13 protein-coding genes are annotated in these 16,874 nt (G+C 64.7%); 3 read left to right on the forward strand and 10 right to left on the reverse strand.

Features of this window, described 5'->3' with window-relative positions; genetic code table 11:
- Positions 1–396: 396 nt before the first annotated feature.
- From HAP54_RS41035 to glyA, 10 genes are all read right to left on the reverse strand, one after another.
- Positions 397–1,740: an IS1380-like element ISBdi2 family transposase gene (locus HAP54_RS41035; RefSeq protein WP_166296906.1), complete on the reverse strand. Its 1,344-nt coding sequence runs from the start codon at positions 1,738–1,740 to the stop codon at positions 397–399.
- Positions 1,741–2,036: 296 nt separating this feature from the next.
- Entirely contained in the window at positions 2,037–2,192 is a 156-nt protein-coding gene (locus HAP54_RS41040; protein ID WP_166296908.1) for a hypothetical protein, read from the reverse strand.
- Positions 2,193–2,360: 168 nt separating this feature from the next.
- Complete coding sequence (locus HAP54_RS41045) at positions 2,361–4,481, reverse strand: sodium-translocating pyrophosphatase (RefSeq protein WP_166205509.1); 2,121 nt, start codon at positions 4,479–4,481, stop codon at positions 2,361–2,363.
- A 318-nt stretch (positions 4,482–4,799) separates the two neighbouring features.
- Entirely contained in the window at positions 4,800–5,801 is a 1,002-nt protein-coding gene (gene thiL / locus HAP54_RS41050) for a thiamine-phosphate kinase (protein ID WP_166296909.1), read from the reverse strand.
- A gap of 138 nt (positions 5,802–5,939) precedes the next feature.
- On the reverse strand, positions 5,940–6,434 hold the full coding sequence (gene nusB, locus HAP54_RS41055) for a transcription antitermination factor NusB (RefSeq protein WP_166296910.1): 495 nt from the start codon (positions 6,432–6,434) through the stop codon (positions 5,940–5,942).
- Positions 6,435–6,436: 2 nt separating this feature from the next.
- Positions 6,437–6,928, reverse strand: coding sequence for a 6,7-dimethyl-8-ribityllumazine synthase (gene ribH / locus HAP54_RS41060; RefSeq protein WP_092114727.1), 492 nt, complete (start codon positions 6,926–6,928; stop codon positions 6,437–6,439).
- A gap of 216 nt (positions 6,929–7,144) precedes the next feature.
- A complete protein-coding gene (locus HAP54_RS41065; RefSeq protein WP_166296911.1) occupies positions 7,145–7,753 on the reverse strand; it encodes a riboflavin synthase in 609 nt (202 codons plus the stop codon).
- Positions 7,753–8,913, reverse strand: coding sequence for a bifunctional diaminohydroxyphosphoribosylaminopyrimidine deaminase/5-amino-6-(5-phosphoribosylamino)uracil reductase RibD (gene ribD, locus HAP54_RS41070; protein ID WP_166296912.1), 1,161 nt, complete (start codon positions 8,911–8,913; stop codon positions 7,753–7,755). The genes HAP54_RS41065 and ribD overlap by 1 nt, the downstream gene beginning before the upstream one ends.
- Positions 8,910–9,392: a transcriptional regulator NrdR gene (gene nrdR, locus HAP54_RS41075; RefSeq protein ID WP_029081130.1), complete on the reverse strand. Its 483-nt coding sequence runs from the start codon at positions 9,390–9,392 to the stop codon at positions 8,910–8,912. Before nrdR ends, ribD begins: the two co-directional genes overlap by 4 nt.
- 25 nt (positions 9,393–9,417) lie before the next feature.
- Positions 9,418–10,719, reverse strand: coding sequence for a serine hydroxymethyltransferase (glyA, locus tag HAP54_RS41080; RefSeq protein WP_166296913.1), 1,302 nt, complete (start codon positions 10,717–10,719; stop codon positions 9,418–9,420).
- A 329-nt stretch (positions 10,720–11,048) separates the two neighbouring features.
- Here glyA and HAP54_RS41085 point away from each other — a divergent pair, with 329 nt between their 5' ends.
- The 3 genes from HAP54_RS41085 (at position 11,049) to HAP54_RS41095 (ending at position 16,846) form a co-directional block, all read left to right on the forward strand.
- Complete coding sequence (locus tag HAP54_RS41085; RefSeq protein WP_166296914.1) at positions 11,049–12,686, forward strand: winged helix-turn-helix domain-containing tetratricopeptide repeat protein; 1,638 nt, start codon at positions 11,049–11,051, stop codon at positions 12,684–12,686.
- A gap of 122 nt (positions 12,687–12,808) precedes the next feature.
- A complete protein-coding gene (locus HAP54_RS41090) occupies positions 12,809–14,152 on the forward strand; it encodes an IS1380-like element ISBdi2 family transposase (protein ID WP_166296915.1) in 1,344 nt (447 codons plus the stop codon).
- A gap of 414 nt (positions 14,153–14,566) precedes the next feature.
- Positions 14,567–16,846: a TonB-dependent siderophore receptor gene (locus tag HAP54_RS41095; RefSeq protein ID WP_166296916.1), complete on the forward strand. Its 2,280-nt coding sequence runs from the start codon at positions 14,567–14,569 to the stop codon at positions 16,844–16,846.
- Positions 16,847–16,874 lie beyond the last annotated feature (28 nt).

A 16,874-nucleotide genomic window follows, 5' to 3' on the forward strand; every position in this document is an offset into this window, starting at 1 on the left:
AACCAGTTGAAGATGAGGAGAACCGCCGCGGCCAGCCCTACGGCGAGCATCGTCCGAGGCTGGTAGGAACCGACCCTGTTGATACCGACCTGCAGCTTGCCGCAGCTTGGACAGACGTCGACACCCATCGGCATCTCGCTGCCGCACTGGTTGCATTTGGTCATCTCGAACTTCATGGCGGAAAACCCACGGCCTGCACCGCAGGTTTGTCGCAGATCATGCACCTAGCCCGTCCTATTCGTGAGAGTGCGTTTTTTTTAGTCCGATTGATGTGGCCGCACATCTGCTCTGACGAGGCGCGCGGGATTGCCTTCGGCTTTTCACCGCCTGACGACCCGTACTTTGCAACGCGCTTGAGGTGTAGGTTGGGCGAACGGGGGGCGGACGCCCCGCCGGTCAAGGACCGAGCGGCAGCAGCGCGCCTGGCAAGCCGCGGATCAGGTCGGCTTCGGGACATGCCGCGGCAAACGCAAGGCGAATGCGGCTCGTGGTCTCGACGACACGGGCAGCGAGTTTCAAGAGCCGAAGACGCAGCGTCGCGAACTCGGCTGTGGCCAATTCCCGGGCTTTGGGAATCGCGTCGCGCACGGTCAGCATCAGCCAATAAGCGGCGGTGTGGAGAACGAGGCGGACTTGATTGGCGAGCGCCGAACGGCAGCTGGTGCGATCGGAGGCGAGCTGTGTCTTATGCAGCTTGATCAGATTCTCGGCTTGGCCGCGCGCGCAATACAGGCTGTCGTAGATCCACTCGGCCGAGCCGACATCGAGGCTGGTGACGACGAAGCGGATGTCGAGGCCGAGCATTGTCGCCTCAATACGGGCGACGGTGCGTCGTTCGCGATCCCAGGACTTTGCCTTGTGGCGCGTCTCGATATAGCCACGCAGAACCGGCAGGTTCTCGATGGCGCGTCGCGTGCGGATGTCGTCGGCGGCCTCGTCGAGTTTTCTGGCGAGCGGCTTGGTGCCGGACAGACCGAAGATGTAGTCGATGCCGTTGGTCTCGCACCACGCCATTGCCTCCGGCCGGGCATAGTGCCCGTCGCCACGGAACGTAATTCGCGTGTTGTGCCACCGCGTCCGGATATGCCGGATCAGGCGGCGCAGGTGGGCACGCACCTCGACGCCGCCCGGCGTCTTGCCGGGCCGCAGCACGACCGCCACGGGCCGGCTCTTCTCCGTGTCGTAGACGTGGATCGGCAGGAAGCAGCGTTCGTCATAATGAGCGTTGAACAGCGAGAGCTGCTGATGGCCGTGGACGACATCGCAGGTATCATCGATGTCGAGCGTGACGGATGCCGGCTCGCGCGGGTAGCTATCCATCCATGCGTCGACCAAAGTGTAGGTCAGTCGGATCACGTCGCGCAGGCGCGGAGCATTCTCCAGCCGCGACAGCGTCGGTTGGGAACACAGATCGCGACCCGTGTCCGGCAGCCGTCCGCAGGCCAGCTTGAATGCGGGATCGGACCGCAGATGATCGAGGTCGTCGGCGTCCTCGTAGCCGCAGCAGATCGCGAACATGCGCGCGCGGAACATATCGACAAGGCTGTGCACGACCCGCGTCGGATCGCGCCGATCCGGGAACACCCGGGCCAGATTGTCGGCCAAGCCGAGACGCCGCTCGGCCATCGCCAGAAGCATCACGCCCCCGTTCGAGGTCAGCCGACCGCCATCGAAGGCAGCTGTGACTTTCTTGGCGTGAACGGCTGGAAACGAGAAGGGCAGAATCGTATCGTCGGTCATGGCGGGCGTGGCGTTCGCGGTTGAGGTGATGGGGTTGGCTTTGCAACCGAATCCTACGCCGCATTAGCGCTTTACACCACGCTCGCCAGCCTCTCAGGCGCCCTCTGACGAATAAGACGGGCTAGGGTTCAGTACACGCGGATCGCCCCGGCGGCGCTGCGAGGAGCGACGGCGCCGTGGGGCCGATTAGCCCACCGGGTCCGCGCGAAGCGCGGCCCGATGACAGGCCCAGGCGTAATCCGCCGCCGCGGTCAGACCCACTGGTGGATTGCGCTTCGCTAATCTACCCCGGGATTCTACGAAGACTTGTTGATCTTCTTGATCTTGGCGTCGGTTGCTTCAATCGACATGGCCAGTTCCGGGATCGCCTTCGACAGCAGCTCGATGGCCTCCTTCTGATCCTGCGACTTGGAGGCGCGCAGCGCATAGTTTCGTGCGGATGAGAGCGACATCGATTGATCTCCGTTTCGTTCGCGTCTGGTTCTCGACGAATATCGTTGGCGGAAAGCCGATCAATTCGGCAGTACACCGAACGAAGTCCGTGCAAAACAAAAACCCCGCGGCTCGCACCGCGGGATTTTGCGTTTCGTTGGTTTCGCGCCGCTTAGTGCGCCAAGGACTCAGTGCGCCAGAACCGCCAGCAGCAGCAGCGCCACGATGTTGGTGATCTTGATCATCGGGTTCACCGCCGGGCCCGCCGTGTCCTTGTAGGGATCGCCGACGGTGTCGCCGGTCACCGCGGATTTGTGGGCGTCAGAGCCCTTGCCGCCGTAGTGACCGTCCTCGATGTACTTCTTGGCGTTGTCCCAGGCGCCGCCGCCTGAGGTCATCGAGATCGCGACGAACAGGCCGGTGACGATGACGCCGAGCAGCATGGCGCCGACCGCGGAGAATGCCGCTGACTTGCCGGCCGCGCCGCCGCCCGCGATCGCATAGATCACGAAGTAGACGAAGATCGGCGACAGCACCGGCAGCAGCGACGGGATGATCATCTCCTTGATCGCCGCCTTGGTCAGCAGGTCGACCGCCTTGCCGTAGTCCGGCTTGTCGGTGCCCTGCATGATGCCGGGCTTCTCGCGGAACTGACGGCGCACCTCTTCAACGATTGCGCTGGCGGCGCGTCCCACCGCCGTCATGCCCATCGCGCCGAACAGATACGGCAGCAGGCCGCCGAACAGCAGACCAACCACGACGTAGGGGTTGTTGAGCGAGAAGTCCGGATTGACGCCCTTGAAGTAGACGTGGTTGGCGGAGTCGCTGATGAAGAATTTGAGGTCCTGGTTATAGGCCGCAAACAGCACCAGCGCACCGAGACCGGCGGAGCCGATCGCGTAGCCCTTGGTCACCGCCTTGGTGGTGTTGCCGACTGCGTCGAGCGCGTCGGTCGACTTGCGCACTTCCTTCGGCAGGCCCGCCATTTCGGCGATGCCGCCGGCGTTGTCGGTGACCGGACCGAAGGCATCGAGCGCGACGATCATGCCGGCCAGCGCCAACATGGTCGCGGTCGCGATCGCGATCCCAAACAGGCCGGCCAGGCTGTAGGTGACGAGGATGCCGGCGATGATGACGATCGCGGGCAAGGCTGTCGCCTCCATTGAGATCGCGAGGCCCTGGATCACGTTGGTGCCGTGACCTGTGACGGACGCCGCCGCAATCGACTTCACCGGGCGGTAGTCGGTGCCGGTGTAGTACTCGGTGATCCAGATGATCAGGCCGGTGACGACCAGACCGACCACGCCGCACTCGAACAGCGCCATGCCGGTGTAGTCGACGCCGTCGAGCTTGCCGAAGCCGATCAACCAGTTGATGACGAGCGCGACGCCGACCAGCGACAGCACGCCGGTGGCGATCAGGCCCTTGTAAAGGGCGCCCATGATCGACTGGCTGGCGCCGAGCTTGACGAAGAAGGTGCCGATGATCGAGGTGATGATGCAGATGCCGCCGATCGCGAGCGGCAGCGTCATCATGTTCACCAGGATCGGCGTCTTGGCGAAGAAGATCGCCGCGAGCACCATGGTGGCGACCGCGGTCACCGCATAGGTCTCGAACAGGTCCGCCGCCATGCCGGCGCAGTCGCCGACATTGTCGCCGACGTTGTCGGCGATGGTGGCCGGGTTGCGCGGATCGTCCTCGGGGATGCCGGCCTCGACCTTGCCGACGAGGTCGCCGCCGACGTCAGCCCCCTTGGTGAAGATGCCGCCGCCGAGACGGGCGAAGATCGAGATCAGCGAGGCGCCGAAGCCGAGCGCCACCATGGCGTCGACCACGGTGCGGCTGCCCGCCTCCAGACCCATGAACTTGACCAGGATCATGAAGTAGATGGTGACGCCGAGCAGCGCGAGACCGGCAACCAGCATGCCGGTGATCGCGCCTGCCTTGAAGGCGAGCTCGAGACCGCCGGCGAGCGAGGTGGTCGCTGCCTGCGCGGTGCGGACGTTGGCGCGCACCGAGACGTTCATGCCGATGAAGCCGGCCGCACCCGACAGGATGGCGCCGATCGCAAAGCCGATCGCCACCAGCAGGCCCAGGAAGTAGGCCAGCACCACGAAGATCACGATACCGACGATGCCGATCGTGGTGTACTGCCGCCGCAGATAGGCCTGTGCGCCCTCGCGCACCGCGGCCGCGATTTCCTGCATGCGGGCATTGCCCGCATCCGCGTTCAAGACCGACTGCGTCGCCCAGATCGCGTAGACGATGGAAAGCGCCCCGCAGAGCACAATCAACCATAAAGCTGTCATGTTGCCTCAGATCCTTGATGTAACCCCCGCGCCTTCTTGTGCCGCTAGGGGGCGGCAGGCGCTTATTTTGCGAGGACAATCCTCCCCAAGAACGGATTGCCTCAAATCGGGCGCGACCTTGCCAAAATCGTTACCGCTGTGCAACGCCACCTGTGGCCGAAAACGCCGATATCGGCAGCTATTTAGAAGGAGAATCGGCGCCGTCAGGCGCAGCAGTTCTAGAACCTTCCGTTCCGATCGAATCGGAACGGGGCTCTAGATTCCTGTATTGACGCGTTTTCTTCACGCGAACCGGTGCCCACTTCGCTCGAAAACGCTTTAAAAATGGCTGTAGGACAGCCGCTTCAGCGCCAGTTCCCTGCCCTGTCCGTCAAGGAAGCTCGGCGGCGATGAGCCTGCGATGAGGCCGCCGATGGCGGTCACCGCGACCTTGGCCTGCCGTGCCTCCCGCACAAAGGCGTCCACGCGATCGCCCGGGACCGCGCACAGGATCTCGTAATCGTCGCCGCCGGCCACCAGGGTCTCGAACCCGATCGCCTTGCGCGCGAGGAGCCCCGCGGCCGCTGATGACAACGGGATGCTCGGCGCGTTGATCACGGCCGTCACACCACTAGCTGCGCAAAGCTTGGCCAGATCGCCGGCGAGACCATCGGACACGTCCATCGCCGCGCTGGCGTGGGCGCGGACGGCATTGGCCAATGCGTTGCGCGGCTGCGGTACACGGTAGCGGGCGGCAAGAAAATCCCGGCCGGCGGCATCGTCCGCCAGATCAGCCGCGACCGGACCGCCCTGGAGCACATCGAGCCCGAGCGCGGCATCCCCGATCGTGCCGGTCACGAACAGGCGGTCGCCGGCCCTTGCCCCCGCGCGATGCACCATCTTGCCCTGCGGCAGCCGGCCGAACGCGGTGATCGAGATCATCAGCGGCCCCGGCGTCGACACCGTGTCGCCGCCGAGCAGCGGGCAGCCGTAATGGCTGGCGTCCTCGCCGAGCGCCCAGGCAAACGGCTTGAGCCAGGCCTCCTCGGCGCGGCGCAGCGCCAGCGTCAGCACGAAGCCCGCGGGCGCAGCGCCCTTGGCCGCGATGTCGGAGAGGTTCACCCGCAGCGCCTTGCGCGCCAGCGTGTCGGGCGGATCACCGCTGAGGAAATGCACGCCCTCGACGATGGCATCGGTGGTGACCACGATGTCCTCGCCGGCCGCCCGCAGCGCGGCGGCATCATCGTCGAGCCCGAACGCACCCGGATCACTCGCCAGCGGCTTGAAATAGCGCGCGATGAGGGAATCTTCGCCGGAGGGATTGTCGTGACGCTCTGTCATGTCGCGCGCCTTACCCTCAGCTCTGTCATCGCCCGGCTTGACCGGGCGATCCAGTACGCCGCGGAAGCTTGTTGCCAATAATCGCCGCGGCGTCCTGGATCACCCGCATGCGCGGGTGATGACGGCGGAATTCGTGGTTCAGCCCCGCACAAACTCATCGCCGCGGAACTGGCGCGCGATCTGATCGAGCACGGCGTTGACCATGCCGGTCTCGTCCTTCTCGACAAAGGCGTGCGCGACGTCGACATATTCGGACACCACCACGCGGCCCGGCACGTCCCTGCGGTGCTCGAGCTCGTAGGAACCGGCGCGCAGCACCGCGCGCAAAATCGCGTCGATCCGCTTCAACGGCCAACCCTTCGACAGCGCCTCGTCGATCAGCGGATCGAGCTTGGCCTGGTCGCGCACCACGCCGGAGACGACATCGCGGAAGAACGCCGCTTCCGCCGGCAGATATTTCTCGCCCTCGACCTCGTTGCCGAGCCAGTGGCTCTCGAACTCGGCGAAGATGTCGTTGATACCCGCGCCGCCAATGTCCATCTGGTAGAGCGCCTGCACGGCCGCGAGCCGTGCGGCGCCGCGCCGGTTGGCTTTCCGGTCGGGGGCTTTCGCGGGCTTCTTGCTGTCAGGCATGGTCAGGCCTTTGCCAGGCGGCGTTTGATCCGCAGCATCGCAATCGCCGCGCGCGCCGCGTCGCCGCCCTTGTTCAACTCGCTGGCGCGCGCCCGCGCCCAGGCCTGCGCCTCGGTGTTGACGGTGAGGATGCCGTTGCCGAGCGGGAATTTCCGACTCACGGCCAGATCCATCAATCCGCGCGAGGACTCCTGCGAGACGATCTCGAAATGGATGGTGTCGCCGCGCACCACGCAGCCGAGCGCGATCGCCGCGTCATAGGGCTTGCCGTTCGCCGCCGCCGCATCGATCGCAATCGCGATTGCAGCCGGAATCTCCAGCGCGCCCGGCACCGTGATCACGTCGTGGGAGGCACCCGCGGTCTTCAGCTCGGCGAGCGCGCCTTCCAGCAGCGCATCCTGGATGTCGTCATAAAACCGTGCCTCGACGATCAGCACGCGAGCGCCTGTGATGTCGGTCTGGTCCTTCAGGGGTGCGCGCCGCGCGTCAGCCATTGCAATACCAATCGGAACTTGGGGAAGAGTTGTGCTGCGTTTTAGGCGCAGCGGACGGCAAAGCCAAGGGCAATAGCGGCCCGGATGTCACCGCAAACAGCCCGATTTTTCAGGTCGGCTTGGCTCACAATGCATGGGCCATCGGGCTGGAATTGCCCCGGTCGGACAACCAAGTAACCACTTCGGTCTTGGTTGCAACGCCCGGCGAAGCCGGGACTATTTCATCTCCGACAGCCGCGCCGCGTAACGGGCCATCAGATCGACCTCGATATTGACCTCGCTGCCGGCCTTCCAGCCGCTCAGGGTGGTGACGGCGAGCGTGTGCGGGATGATCAGCACCGAAAACGTGACGTCGTCGACCGTATTCACGGTCAGCGACACGCCGTCCAGCGTGACCGATCCCTTCGCCGCGATGAAACGCGCCAGTTCGCGCGTGGTTCGCAGCTCAAACCGCGCCATGTCGGGCAGATCGTCGCGCTTGACGATGGTGGCGATGCCGTCGGCATGCCCGGCCACGATGTGACCGCCGAGCTCGTCGCCGATCTTGAGCGCGCGCTCGAGGTTGAGCCGGCCGCCCTGCGCCCAGTGCTTGGCCGTGGTCAAGCCGAGCGTCTCGGCCGCGGCATCGACGTCGAACCAGGTCTTGCCGTCAGCCGTGCCGGAGGCGACCACGGTGAGGCAGACGCCGTTGCAGGCAATCGAGGCGCCGTCAGCGATCGTGGTCTGGTCGTAGTCGCAGGCAATCCGCATCCGATGCAGCTGCCCCTGCGCCACCGGCTTCAGGCTGGTGATCTCACCGATATCGGTGACAATTCCGGTAAACATTACGCACGCTCGTAGATAGTGAGACTGTCGTTATCGAGGGTTTCGCTAGCACGAACCTTGAAGCCCGGCGACTGCGTGATTGCGTCGAACGGCAATGCGTCCAGCGCGGGAACGCCATCGGCGCCGACCGTACCAGGTCCGCGCAACAGCCAGATTTCATCGACAAGGCCGGCTGCGACGAAAGAATTTGCCACGCGCGAGCCGCCTTCGACCAAAAGCCGCGTGATCCCCTTCTCCGCCAGCGCATGCAACACCGCCGGCAGGTCGAGCCCCACGGGCGCGCCGGATGCAACGCGGATCACCTCTGCCCCGGCAGCACCGAGCTTCATGGCCGCCGGCGCCTCCGCAAGATCAGAGGTCATCACCCAGAGCGGCGTTTCGCGCGCGCTATGCACAAGTCGGCTGTCGCCCGAGATGCGCAACGCGCGATCGAGCACCACCCGCACCGGTGAGCGCGCCGCCATGCCGGGCAACCGACAGGTCAAGAGCGGATCGTCGGCTCTGACCGTGCCGATACCGACCAGGATCGCATCGCTCTGCGCGCGCAAAAGATGCACGCGCCTCCGTGCGGCCTCGCCGGTGATTGCAACCGGCCTGTGGCCGCCGGCTGCGATCTTGTCGTCGGCGGACACCGCGAGCTTGAGGATGACATGCGGGCGCTTGTCGCGGATGCGGCGGAAGTGTCCGGCATGGTCGCGCGCGGCCTCCGCCGCACACAGCCCGACATCGACCGCAATCCCGGCGGCGCGCAGCTTGGCGTGTCCCTTCCCGGCGACTTCCGGGTTGGGATCCTCGATCGCGGAGACCACGCGGGCGAGCCCGGCCGCAACGACGGCATCAGCACAGGGCGGCGAGCGGCCGAAATGCGAGCAGGGTTCGAGCGTGACATAGAGCGTCGCGCCGCGCGCGGCCTCACCGGCGCGCCGGAGCGCCTCGACCTCGGCATGGGGGCGGCCGCCCGGTTGGGTCCAGCCGCGGCCGACGATCACGCCGTCCTTGACGATAACGGCGCCGACTGCCGGATTGGGCCAGGTGCGCCCGAGCCCGCGACGGCCGAGCGCCAGCGCAAGCTGCATGAAGCGCAGATCAGCGGCCTTGGCCGTCTCCTTGGCCTGTTTGGCTTTCTGCCCGAGCTGCTCTTCCAGAATCCGGAAGATCATTTTCGCAACGTCGCGACCCGCGGGTCCTCTTCGCCGGTCAGTTCGTCGAGCACGGCCTCAAAATCCTTGGCCTCGCGGAAATTACGATAGACCGAGGCGAAGCGCACATAGGCGACGTCGTCGAGCTGGCGCAGATGCTCCATCACGATCTCGCCGATCGCCTCCGAGGAGACCTCCGCCTCGCCGCCGCTTTCGAGCTCGCGCACGATGGTCGACACCATCTTCTCCACCCGCTCCGACTCCACCGGGCGCTTGCGCAAGGAGATCTGCAGCGAGCGCACCAGCTTGTCGCGGTCGAACGGCACGCGGCGGCCGTTGCGCTTGATGACGGTCAGTTCGCGCAGCTGCACCCGCTCGAAGGTCGTGAAGCGGAAGTTGCAGGCCATGCAGACGCGCCGCCTGCGGATGACAGCGGAGTCCTCGGTCGGACGCGAGTCCTTGACCTGCGTATCGAGAGAGTTGCAGCTCGGACAACGCATTCGACGAGACCCTTACGAGCGAACTCTACTGGTAGATCGGGAAGCGATCGGTCAGCGCCTTGACGCGTTCCTTGATCGCGGCCTCGACCAGCGGCGCCTTGCCATCCGGCGACTGCGCCAGCGCGTTGAGCACTTCCGCGATCATGCCGCCGACCTGCTTGAACTCGGCGACGCCGAAGCCGCGCGTGGTCGCAGCCGGCGTGCCGAGACGCAGGCCCGAGGTGACGAACGGCTTTTCGGGATCGAACGGGATGCCGTTCTTGTTGCAGGTGATGGCGGCGCGCACCAGCGCCTTCTCGGAGATGTTGCCCTTCAGCCCCTTCGGGCGCAGGTCGACCAGCATCAGATGGTTGTCGGTGCCGCCGGAGACGATGTCGAGACCGTGGCTGCGCAGCGTCTCCGCCAGCGCCTTGGCGTTCTCGACCACGTTCTTGGCGTAGACCTTGAAGTCGGGCCGCAGCGCTTCCGCGAACGCCACCGCCTTGGCCGCGATGACGTGCATCAGCGGGCCGCCCTGCAGGCCGGGGAAGATCGCCGAGTTCAGCTTCTTGGCCAGCGTCTCGTCATTGGTGAGGATCAGGCCGCCGCGCGGACCGCGCAGCGACTTGTGCGTCGTCGTGGTGGTGACGTGGGCGTGCGGCACCGGCGATGCATGCACGCCGCCGGCCACGAGGCCCGCGAAATGCGCCATGTCGACCAGCAGATACGCGCCGACGCTGTCGGCGATCTCGCGGAAACGCTTGAAGTCCCAGGCGCGCGAATAGGCCGAGCCGCCGGCGATGATCAGCTTCGGCTTCACCTGCTCGGCCTGCTTCTGGACCTCGTCCATGTCGATCAGCTGGTCCTCGCGGCGCACGGTGTAGTGCGCGGCCTTGAACCACTTGCCGGACATGTTGACCGGCGAGCCGTGGGTGAGATGGCCGCCGGCCGCGAGGTCGAGACCCATGAAGGTGTCGCCGGGCTGCAGTAGCGCCAGGAACACCGCCTGGTTCATCTGGCTACCGGAGTTCGGCTGGACATTGGCGAAGCCTGCGCCGAACAGCTTCTTGGCGCGCTCGATCGCCAGGGTCTCGGCGACGTCGACCCATTCGCAACCGCCGTAGTAGCGCGCGCCCGGATAACCCTCCGCGTATTTGTTGGTCATCACCGAGCCCTGCGCCTCCAGCACGGCGCGGCTGACGATGTTTTCCGAGGCGATCAGCTCGATCTCATGGCGTTGCCGGCCGAGCTCGCCCTTGATCGCGGCGGCGATCTCGGGATCGGCCTCGGCGAGACCAGCCGTGAAGAAGGAATCGGGCGCGGAAGCGGTTTTGGAGGACGAGGTCATCGGCGAAATATCTCCACCGCCGCAAGCCCTTAGGCAGGATGCGGACGGTCACGAGTGGCGGTCGAAGCTGGTTTCAGAGCGTTATCACATCACCCCAAAATGGCCAAGCGGTTGCGGTCCCCGGCGGTCAATTATGCCAGATATGGTGGGGATGGCGGGGATTGCGAGGGGACGGCGGGTCCCCGCCCGCCCGCCAAATCATCGCTTATACCGCTTGGCCCGCTCCGCCGAGGCGAGGCGACCCGTCGCCTTACATTTTCCCGACGGCCGTCTATCCTGCCGCAACCATCGATGGAGCTCGGCTGGACACGCCTGAGGAGGCGGGTTGCTTGCGTTATTTTTTCGAGGGCCACGTCCTGGACACCGGAACCCGCGAATTGCACCGCGCGGGAGAGCTCGTTTCGATCACCCCACAGGTGTTTGATCTGCTCGAGTTTCTGATCCGCAACCGAGAGCGGGTCGTCCGAAAAGACGAACTGATCGACGCGATCTGGAGTGGTCGGGCTGTGTCCGACGCCGCATTGACGACCAGGTTGAACGCTGTGCGAAGCGCGATCGGTGATTCCGGCAGCGAGCAGCGTCGGATCAAGACCATGCCTCGCCGAGGCTTCCGCTTTATTGCGCCCGTGAACGAAGTCAAAGAGCACGCCGGCGCCCGGGAGGCAGCAGCATCGTCCAGCCTGTTCGCTGACGACGACGCAACGATCGACGGAGCGTCCGATCAGGACGTCGCTGCGGGCGAAGCCCGCGTGGACGAAAAACCTGCACCGCGGCGGTCAATCCTGGTGCTGCCTCTAACCAGCATTGGTGGCGGCCCCGAGCAGGCTGCGTTTGCGGACGGCGTCACTGAGAGCCTGATCACGGACCTGTCGCGCACACGCTACTTGTTCATCGCGGCGCGGCGCAAACCGCACGCGCCCGGGAGCAAGGCCGTCGACATCAGACGGGCCGGCCGGGATGCGACCGCCCGCTACGTGCTGGAAAGCTCGATTCAGCGCAGCGGAAACCGGCTCCGCGTCAATGCGCAGCTGATCGACGTCGTGACGGGTAGACACCTGTGGGACGATCGCTTTGAGAAACAAGTCCTCGATCCCTTCGACCTACAAGACGAGATCGCTTTGCGGCTTGCCCACCTCGTCAGTACCCAGCTTATCCTCGATGAAGCACGGCGCGCGAAGCGTCTGATGTTTCCGAGCCCCGGCGACCTTATCATCCAGGGCATGGCCAGCCTGTGTGAGGGGCTACCCCCTCAGTCCTCGGCGCTGGCGCGCGGCTTCTTCGAGCGCGCTCTCGCGCTCGACAACCGCTACACGGTCGCGCTGATCGGTCTGGCCAATATCGACGTCAACACGTGCTTCTTTCTCTTGGCTGACGATCCGGCCGCGACTCTGTCGAGAGCCGAGGCAAACATCATCAAGGCGCTCTCCTTTGTGCCGAACAACGCACATGCTCATTTCGTGCTGGGGAATATCTATGCGCTGACGAACCGGGTCGACCAGGGCATTGCTGCCTACGAAAAAGCCATGGAGCTCGATCACAGCATGACTTCGGCCCTTGGCTGTATCGGCTTCGCCAAGTGCTTCATCGGCCGCGCAGCCGAGGCTGAAGGCCACATCCTGGAAGCACTTCGTCTGGGCCCCCATCATGTGGATGCGCATTACCTGAAGTACTTCATGGGTGAGACGCTCATCTATCTCGCTGAAGATGCCAAGGCTGTGGATTGGCTGCGGCGAAGCATCGAGACCAACCGCAATCTACCGCGGGCACACTTTGCGCTCGCGGCGGCGCTCGGCTTGCTCGGGAACGCCGACGAAGCAAGACGGGCTGTGCAGGAAGGCCTTTCCGTCAACCCGAGCTTCACCATCTGGCGCTTGCAGGTCAACAAGTTCAGCAACAATCCGGCCTATCTCGCCGGGCTCGACCGGTTCATCGCCGGTTTGCGTCTGGCCGGCGTGCCTGAAGGCTAACCCGTCTTATTCGTCAGAGTGCGCCTGAGAGGCTGGCGAGCGTGGTGTAAAGCGCTGATGCGGCGTAGGATTCGGTTGCAAAGCCAACCCCATCACCTTCAGCCGCGAACACCAGGCCCGCCATGACCGATGATACGATTCTGCCCTTCTCGTTTCCAGCCGTTCACGCCAAGAAAGTCACAGCTGCCTTCGATGGCGGTCGGCTGACCTCGAACGGGGGCGTGATGCTTCTGGCGATGGCCGAGCGGCGTCTCGGCTTGGCCGACAATTTGGCCCGGGTGTTCCCGGATCGGCGCGATCCGACGCGGGTCGTGCACAGCCTTGTCGATATGTTCCGCGCGCGCATGTTCGCGATCTGCTGCGGCTACGAGGACGCCGACGACCTCGATCATCTGCGGTCCGATCCCGCATTCAAGCTGGCCTGCGGACGGCTGCCGGACACGGGTCGCGATCTGTGTTCCCAACCGACGCTGTCGCGGCTGGAGAATGCTCCGCGCCTGCGCGACGTGATCCGACTGACCTACACTTTGGTCGACGCATGGATGGATAGCTACCCGCGCGAGCCGGCATCCGTCACGCTCGACATCGATGATACCTGCGATGTCGTCCACGGCCATCAGCAGCTCTCGCTGTTCAACGCTCATTATGACGAACGCTGCTTCCTGCCGATCCACGTCTACGACACGGAGAAGAGCCGGCCCGTGGCGGTCGTGTTGCGGCCCGGCAAGACGCCGGGCGGCGTCGAGGTGCGTGCCCATCTGCGCCGCCTGATACGGCATATCCGGACGCGGTGGCACAACAGGCGAATTACGTTCCGTGGCGACGGGCACTATGCTCGGCCGGAGGCCATGACGTGGTGCGAGACCAACGGCATCGACTACATCTTCGGTCTGTCCGGCACCAAGCCGCTCGCCAGAAAAGTCGACGAGGCCGCCGACGACATCCGCACGCGACGCGCCATCGAGAACCTGCCGGTTCTGCGTGGCTATACCGAGACGCGCCACAAGGCCAAGTCCTGGGATCGCGAACGGCGTACCGTCGCCCGTATTGAGGCGACGATGCTCGGCCTCGACATCCGTTTCGTCGTCACCAGCCTCGATGTCGGCTCGGCCGAGTGGATCTACGACAGCCTGTATTGCGCGCGCGGCCAAGCCGAGAATCTGATCAAGCTGCATAAGACACAGCTCGCCTCCGATCGCACCAGCTGCCGTTCGGCGCTCGCCAATCAAGTCCGCCTCGTTCTCCACACCGCCGCTTATTGGCTGATGCTGACCGTGCGCGACGCGATTCCCAAAGCCCGGGAATTGGCCACAGCCGAGTTCGCGACGCTGCGTCTTCGTCTCTTGAAACTCGCTGCCCGTGTCGTCGAGACCACGAGCCGCATTCGCCTTGCGTTTGCCGCGGCATGTCCCGAAGCCGACCTGATCCGCGGCTTGCCAGGCGCGCTGCTGCCTCTCGGTCCTTGACCGGCGGGGCGTCCGCCCCCCGTTCGTCCAACCTACACCTCAAGCGCGTTGCAAAGTACGGGTCGGTCAGGCGGTGAAAAGCCGAAGGCAATCCCGCGCGCCTCGTCAGAGCAGATGTGCGGCCACATCAATCGGACTAAAAAAACGCACTCTCACGAATAGGACGGGCTAAGCGAACCAAGCGCTAGTGAGAAGCTGTGCGCGCGCATCTTCGAAGCGTTCCAGTCTGGATCGATTCAAAGCTCTCACGCGATGCGCGCAATGTCGCTGCACACGTCAGCGTAAATCGTTGTCTCCCGGTCACACGCACGCGCTTTGCGCACAGCTTCGATAGCTTCTAACTGCGCGCAGGCTGTTCCCAACAATCATCGTGATAACGACTCGCTCGAGAATTTTTTACGGAGCGTGGAATAAATGTCGTGCAGGTGGATTGGGTCGAGGCAGCTCGCTGTTTCGGCAACGGTGGTGCTTTCGGTTGCTGGTGCGGACGACGTCTTCGCCCAGACGCAATTGCCCTCCGTGACCGTCGAAGCGCCGCACCGGCAAGCGGCGAGATCGCAGCAACAGCCCTCGCAACGCGCCGCGCGTGCGCGAAGTGCGGCGCGCCGTACCACGACCGCGCCTTCGGAAGCTCAGCAACAAATCGCACAGCAAGCCGCCGGCGCAAGCGGCGGACACGAACGCGCCAACGGTCCGGTCATCGGTTATCTGGCGCGGCAGAGTTCAAGCGGCACCAAGACCAGCACGCCGATCATCCAGACGCCGCAATCGGTGACGGTGATCAGCGCCGAGCAGATCCGCGACCAGAAGATCGTCAGCAAGTTCGACGAGGTGCTGCGCTACACGCCGGGCGTGGTCGGCGGCACCTATGGCGCCGACTTCCGCAACGACTGGTTCTTGATCCGCGGCTTCCCCGCGCAGAACGAGTCGCTGTTCCTCGACGGCCTGCAACTGTTCTACACTTCCTATGCGAGCTGGAAGCTGCAGCCCTTCAATCTCGAACGCGTCGAGGTGCTGCGCGGCCCGTCCGGCATCCTGTATGGCGGCTCGGCGCCGGGCGGCCTCGTCAACGCGGTCAGCAAGCTGCCGTCGGCCGAGCCCATTCGCTACATCGAGACCGGCATCAACAATTTCGGCAACGCCTATACCCAGTTCGACATCGGCGGCGCGACGGCGCAGCCCGGCGGCGGGCAAGTGCAGTACCGCCTGGTCGGCCAGGCCCAGGGCGGCGGCACCCAGACCGACTATGTCTACGACAACAATTTCTTCTTCGCCCCGTCGGTGACCTGGCGGCCCGACGCCGACACCAGCCTCACCGTGTTCGGCATGGCCTCGCACAGCAACACCCGCGCGCTGAACTTCCTGCCCTATGTCGGCACCGTCACCAACGCGCCGTTCGGCCGGATTCCGACCAGCCTGTTCGTCGGCGATCCCAGCGTCGACCAGTTCCGCCGCGACCAGGAGATGGTCGGCTACCAGTTCCAGAAGAGCATCTCCGACAGCGTGGACTTCCGCCAGAACGCGCGCATGGCGCATGTCGACGTCTATTATGCCGGCCTCTACGGGCTCGGCTACGCGACGACGCCGGCCGCCGCCGACATCACGCGCGGCAATTTCTACACCCGCGGCATCGCCACACAGCTCAACCTCGATAACCAGCTCGAATATCGCTTCGCGACCGGCGCTCTGCAGCACACTGCGCTCGCCGGCGTCGATCTGAAATATTACGGCATCGACGACCGCCAGGGCTTTGGCATGGGCACGAACCTCAACCTGCTCAATCCGGTCTACGGCACCAATCTGCCGTATAGCGGCCCGCTGTATCAGAACGCCTATCTCACGCAGGGGATGGCCGCAGTCTATCTGCAGGACCAGGTCAAGCTCGACCGCCTGACCGTGGTGCTGTCGGGCCGCCAGGATTGGGTCGATCTCAACAACAACAACCGGATCGGCGCCTCGCAGAGCCGCGACGACAGCAAGTTCTCCGGCCGCGTCGGCGCGATCTACAATTTCGACTTTGGCGTTGCGCCCTATGTCTCCTACATGACCGGCTACAATCCGGTGATCGGCACCAATGCGGCCGGTCAATTGCTGCTGCCGGAAACCTCCGAGCAGACCGAGGTCGGCGTCAAGTACGAGCCGGTCGGGCTCAACGCACGGTTCGGCGTCGCGCTGTTCGACCTGAAGCGCAAGAACGCGCTGACCACCGATCCGAACAACACCCTGTTCCAGACCCAGAACGGCGAGGTCACCTCGCGTGGCGTCGAGTTCGAGGCGGTCGCCAACATCACGCGCGACTTCAAGCTCGTTGCGAGCTACACCAATTACGAGCTGTTCGTCAGCAAGGACCTCAACCCCGCGCTGATCGGTACTGTGCCGACCAACACGCCCCGGCAGCTCGCCTCGGTCTGGACCGATTACACCTTCAGCGACGGCCCGCTGCGCGGCTTCGGCCTCGGCGGCGGCATCCGTTACGTCGGCTCGTCCTTTGCGGACCAGGCGAACACCGCGCGCGTCCCCGCCTTCGTGCTGGGCGATCTTGCCCTGCATTACGAATGGGACAACCACTGGCGCGCGGCGCTCAACGTCGTGAACGTAACAGACAGGATCTATGTCGCGAGCTGCGCGCCGATCAGCTCCTGCTACTACGGCGATCGCCGCCGCATCACGGCGAGCCTCGCCTACAAGTGGTGAGCTGAACATTCAGTTCACGAAAAACCTG

The organism is Bradyrhizobium sp. 2S1 (assembly GCF_011516625.5).
GTDB classification, from domain to species: Bacteria; Pseudomonadota; Alphaproteobacteria; order Rhizobiales; family Xanthobacteraceae; genus Bradyrhizobium; species Bradyrhizobium septentrionale.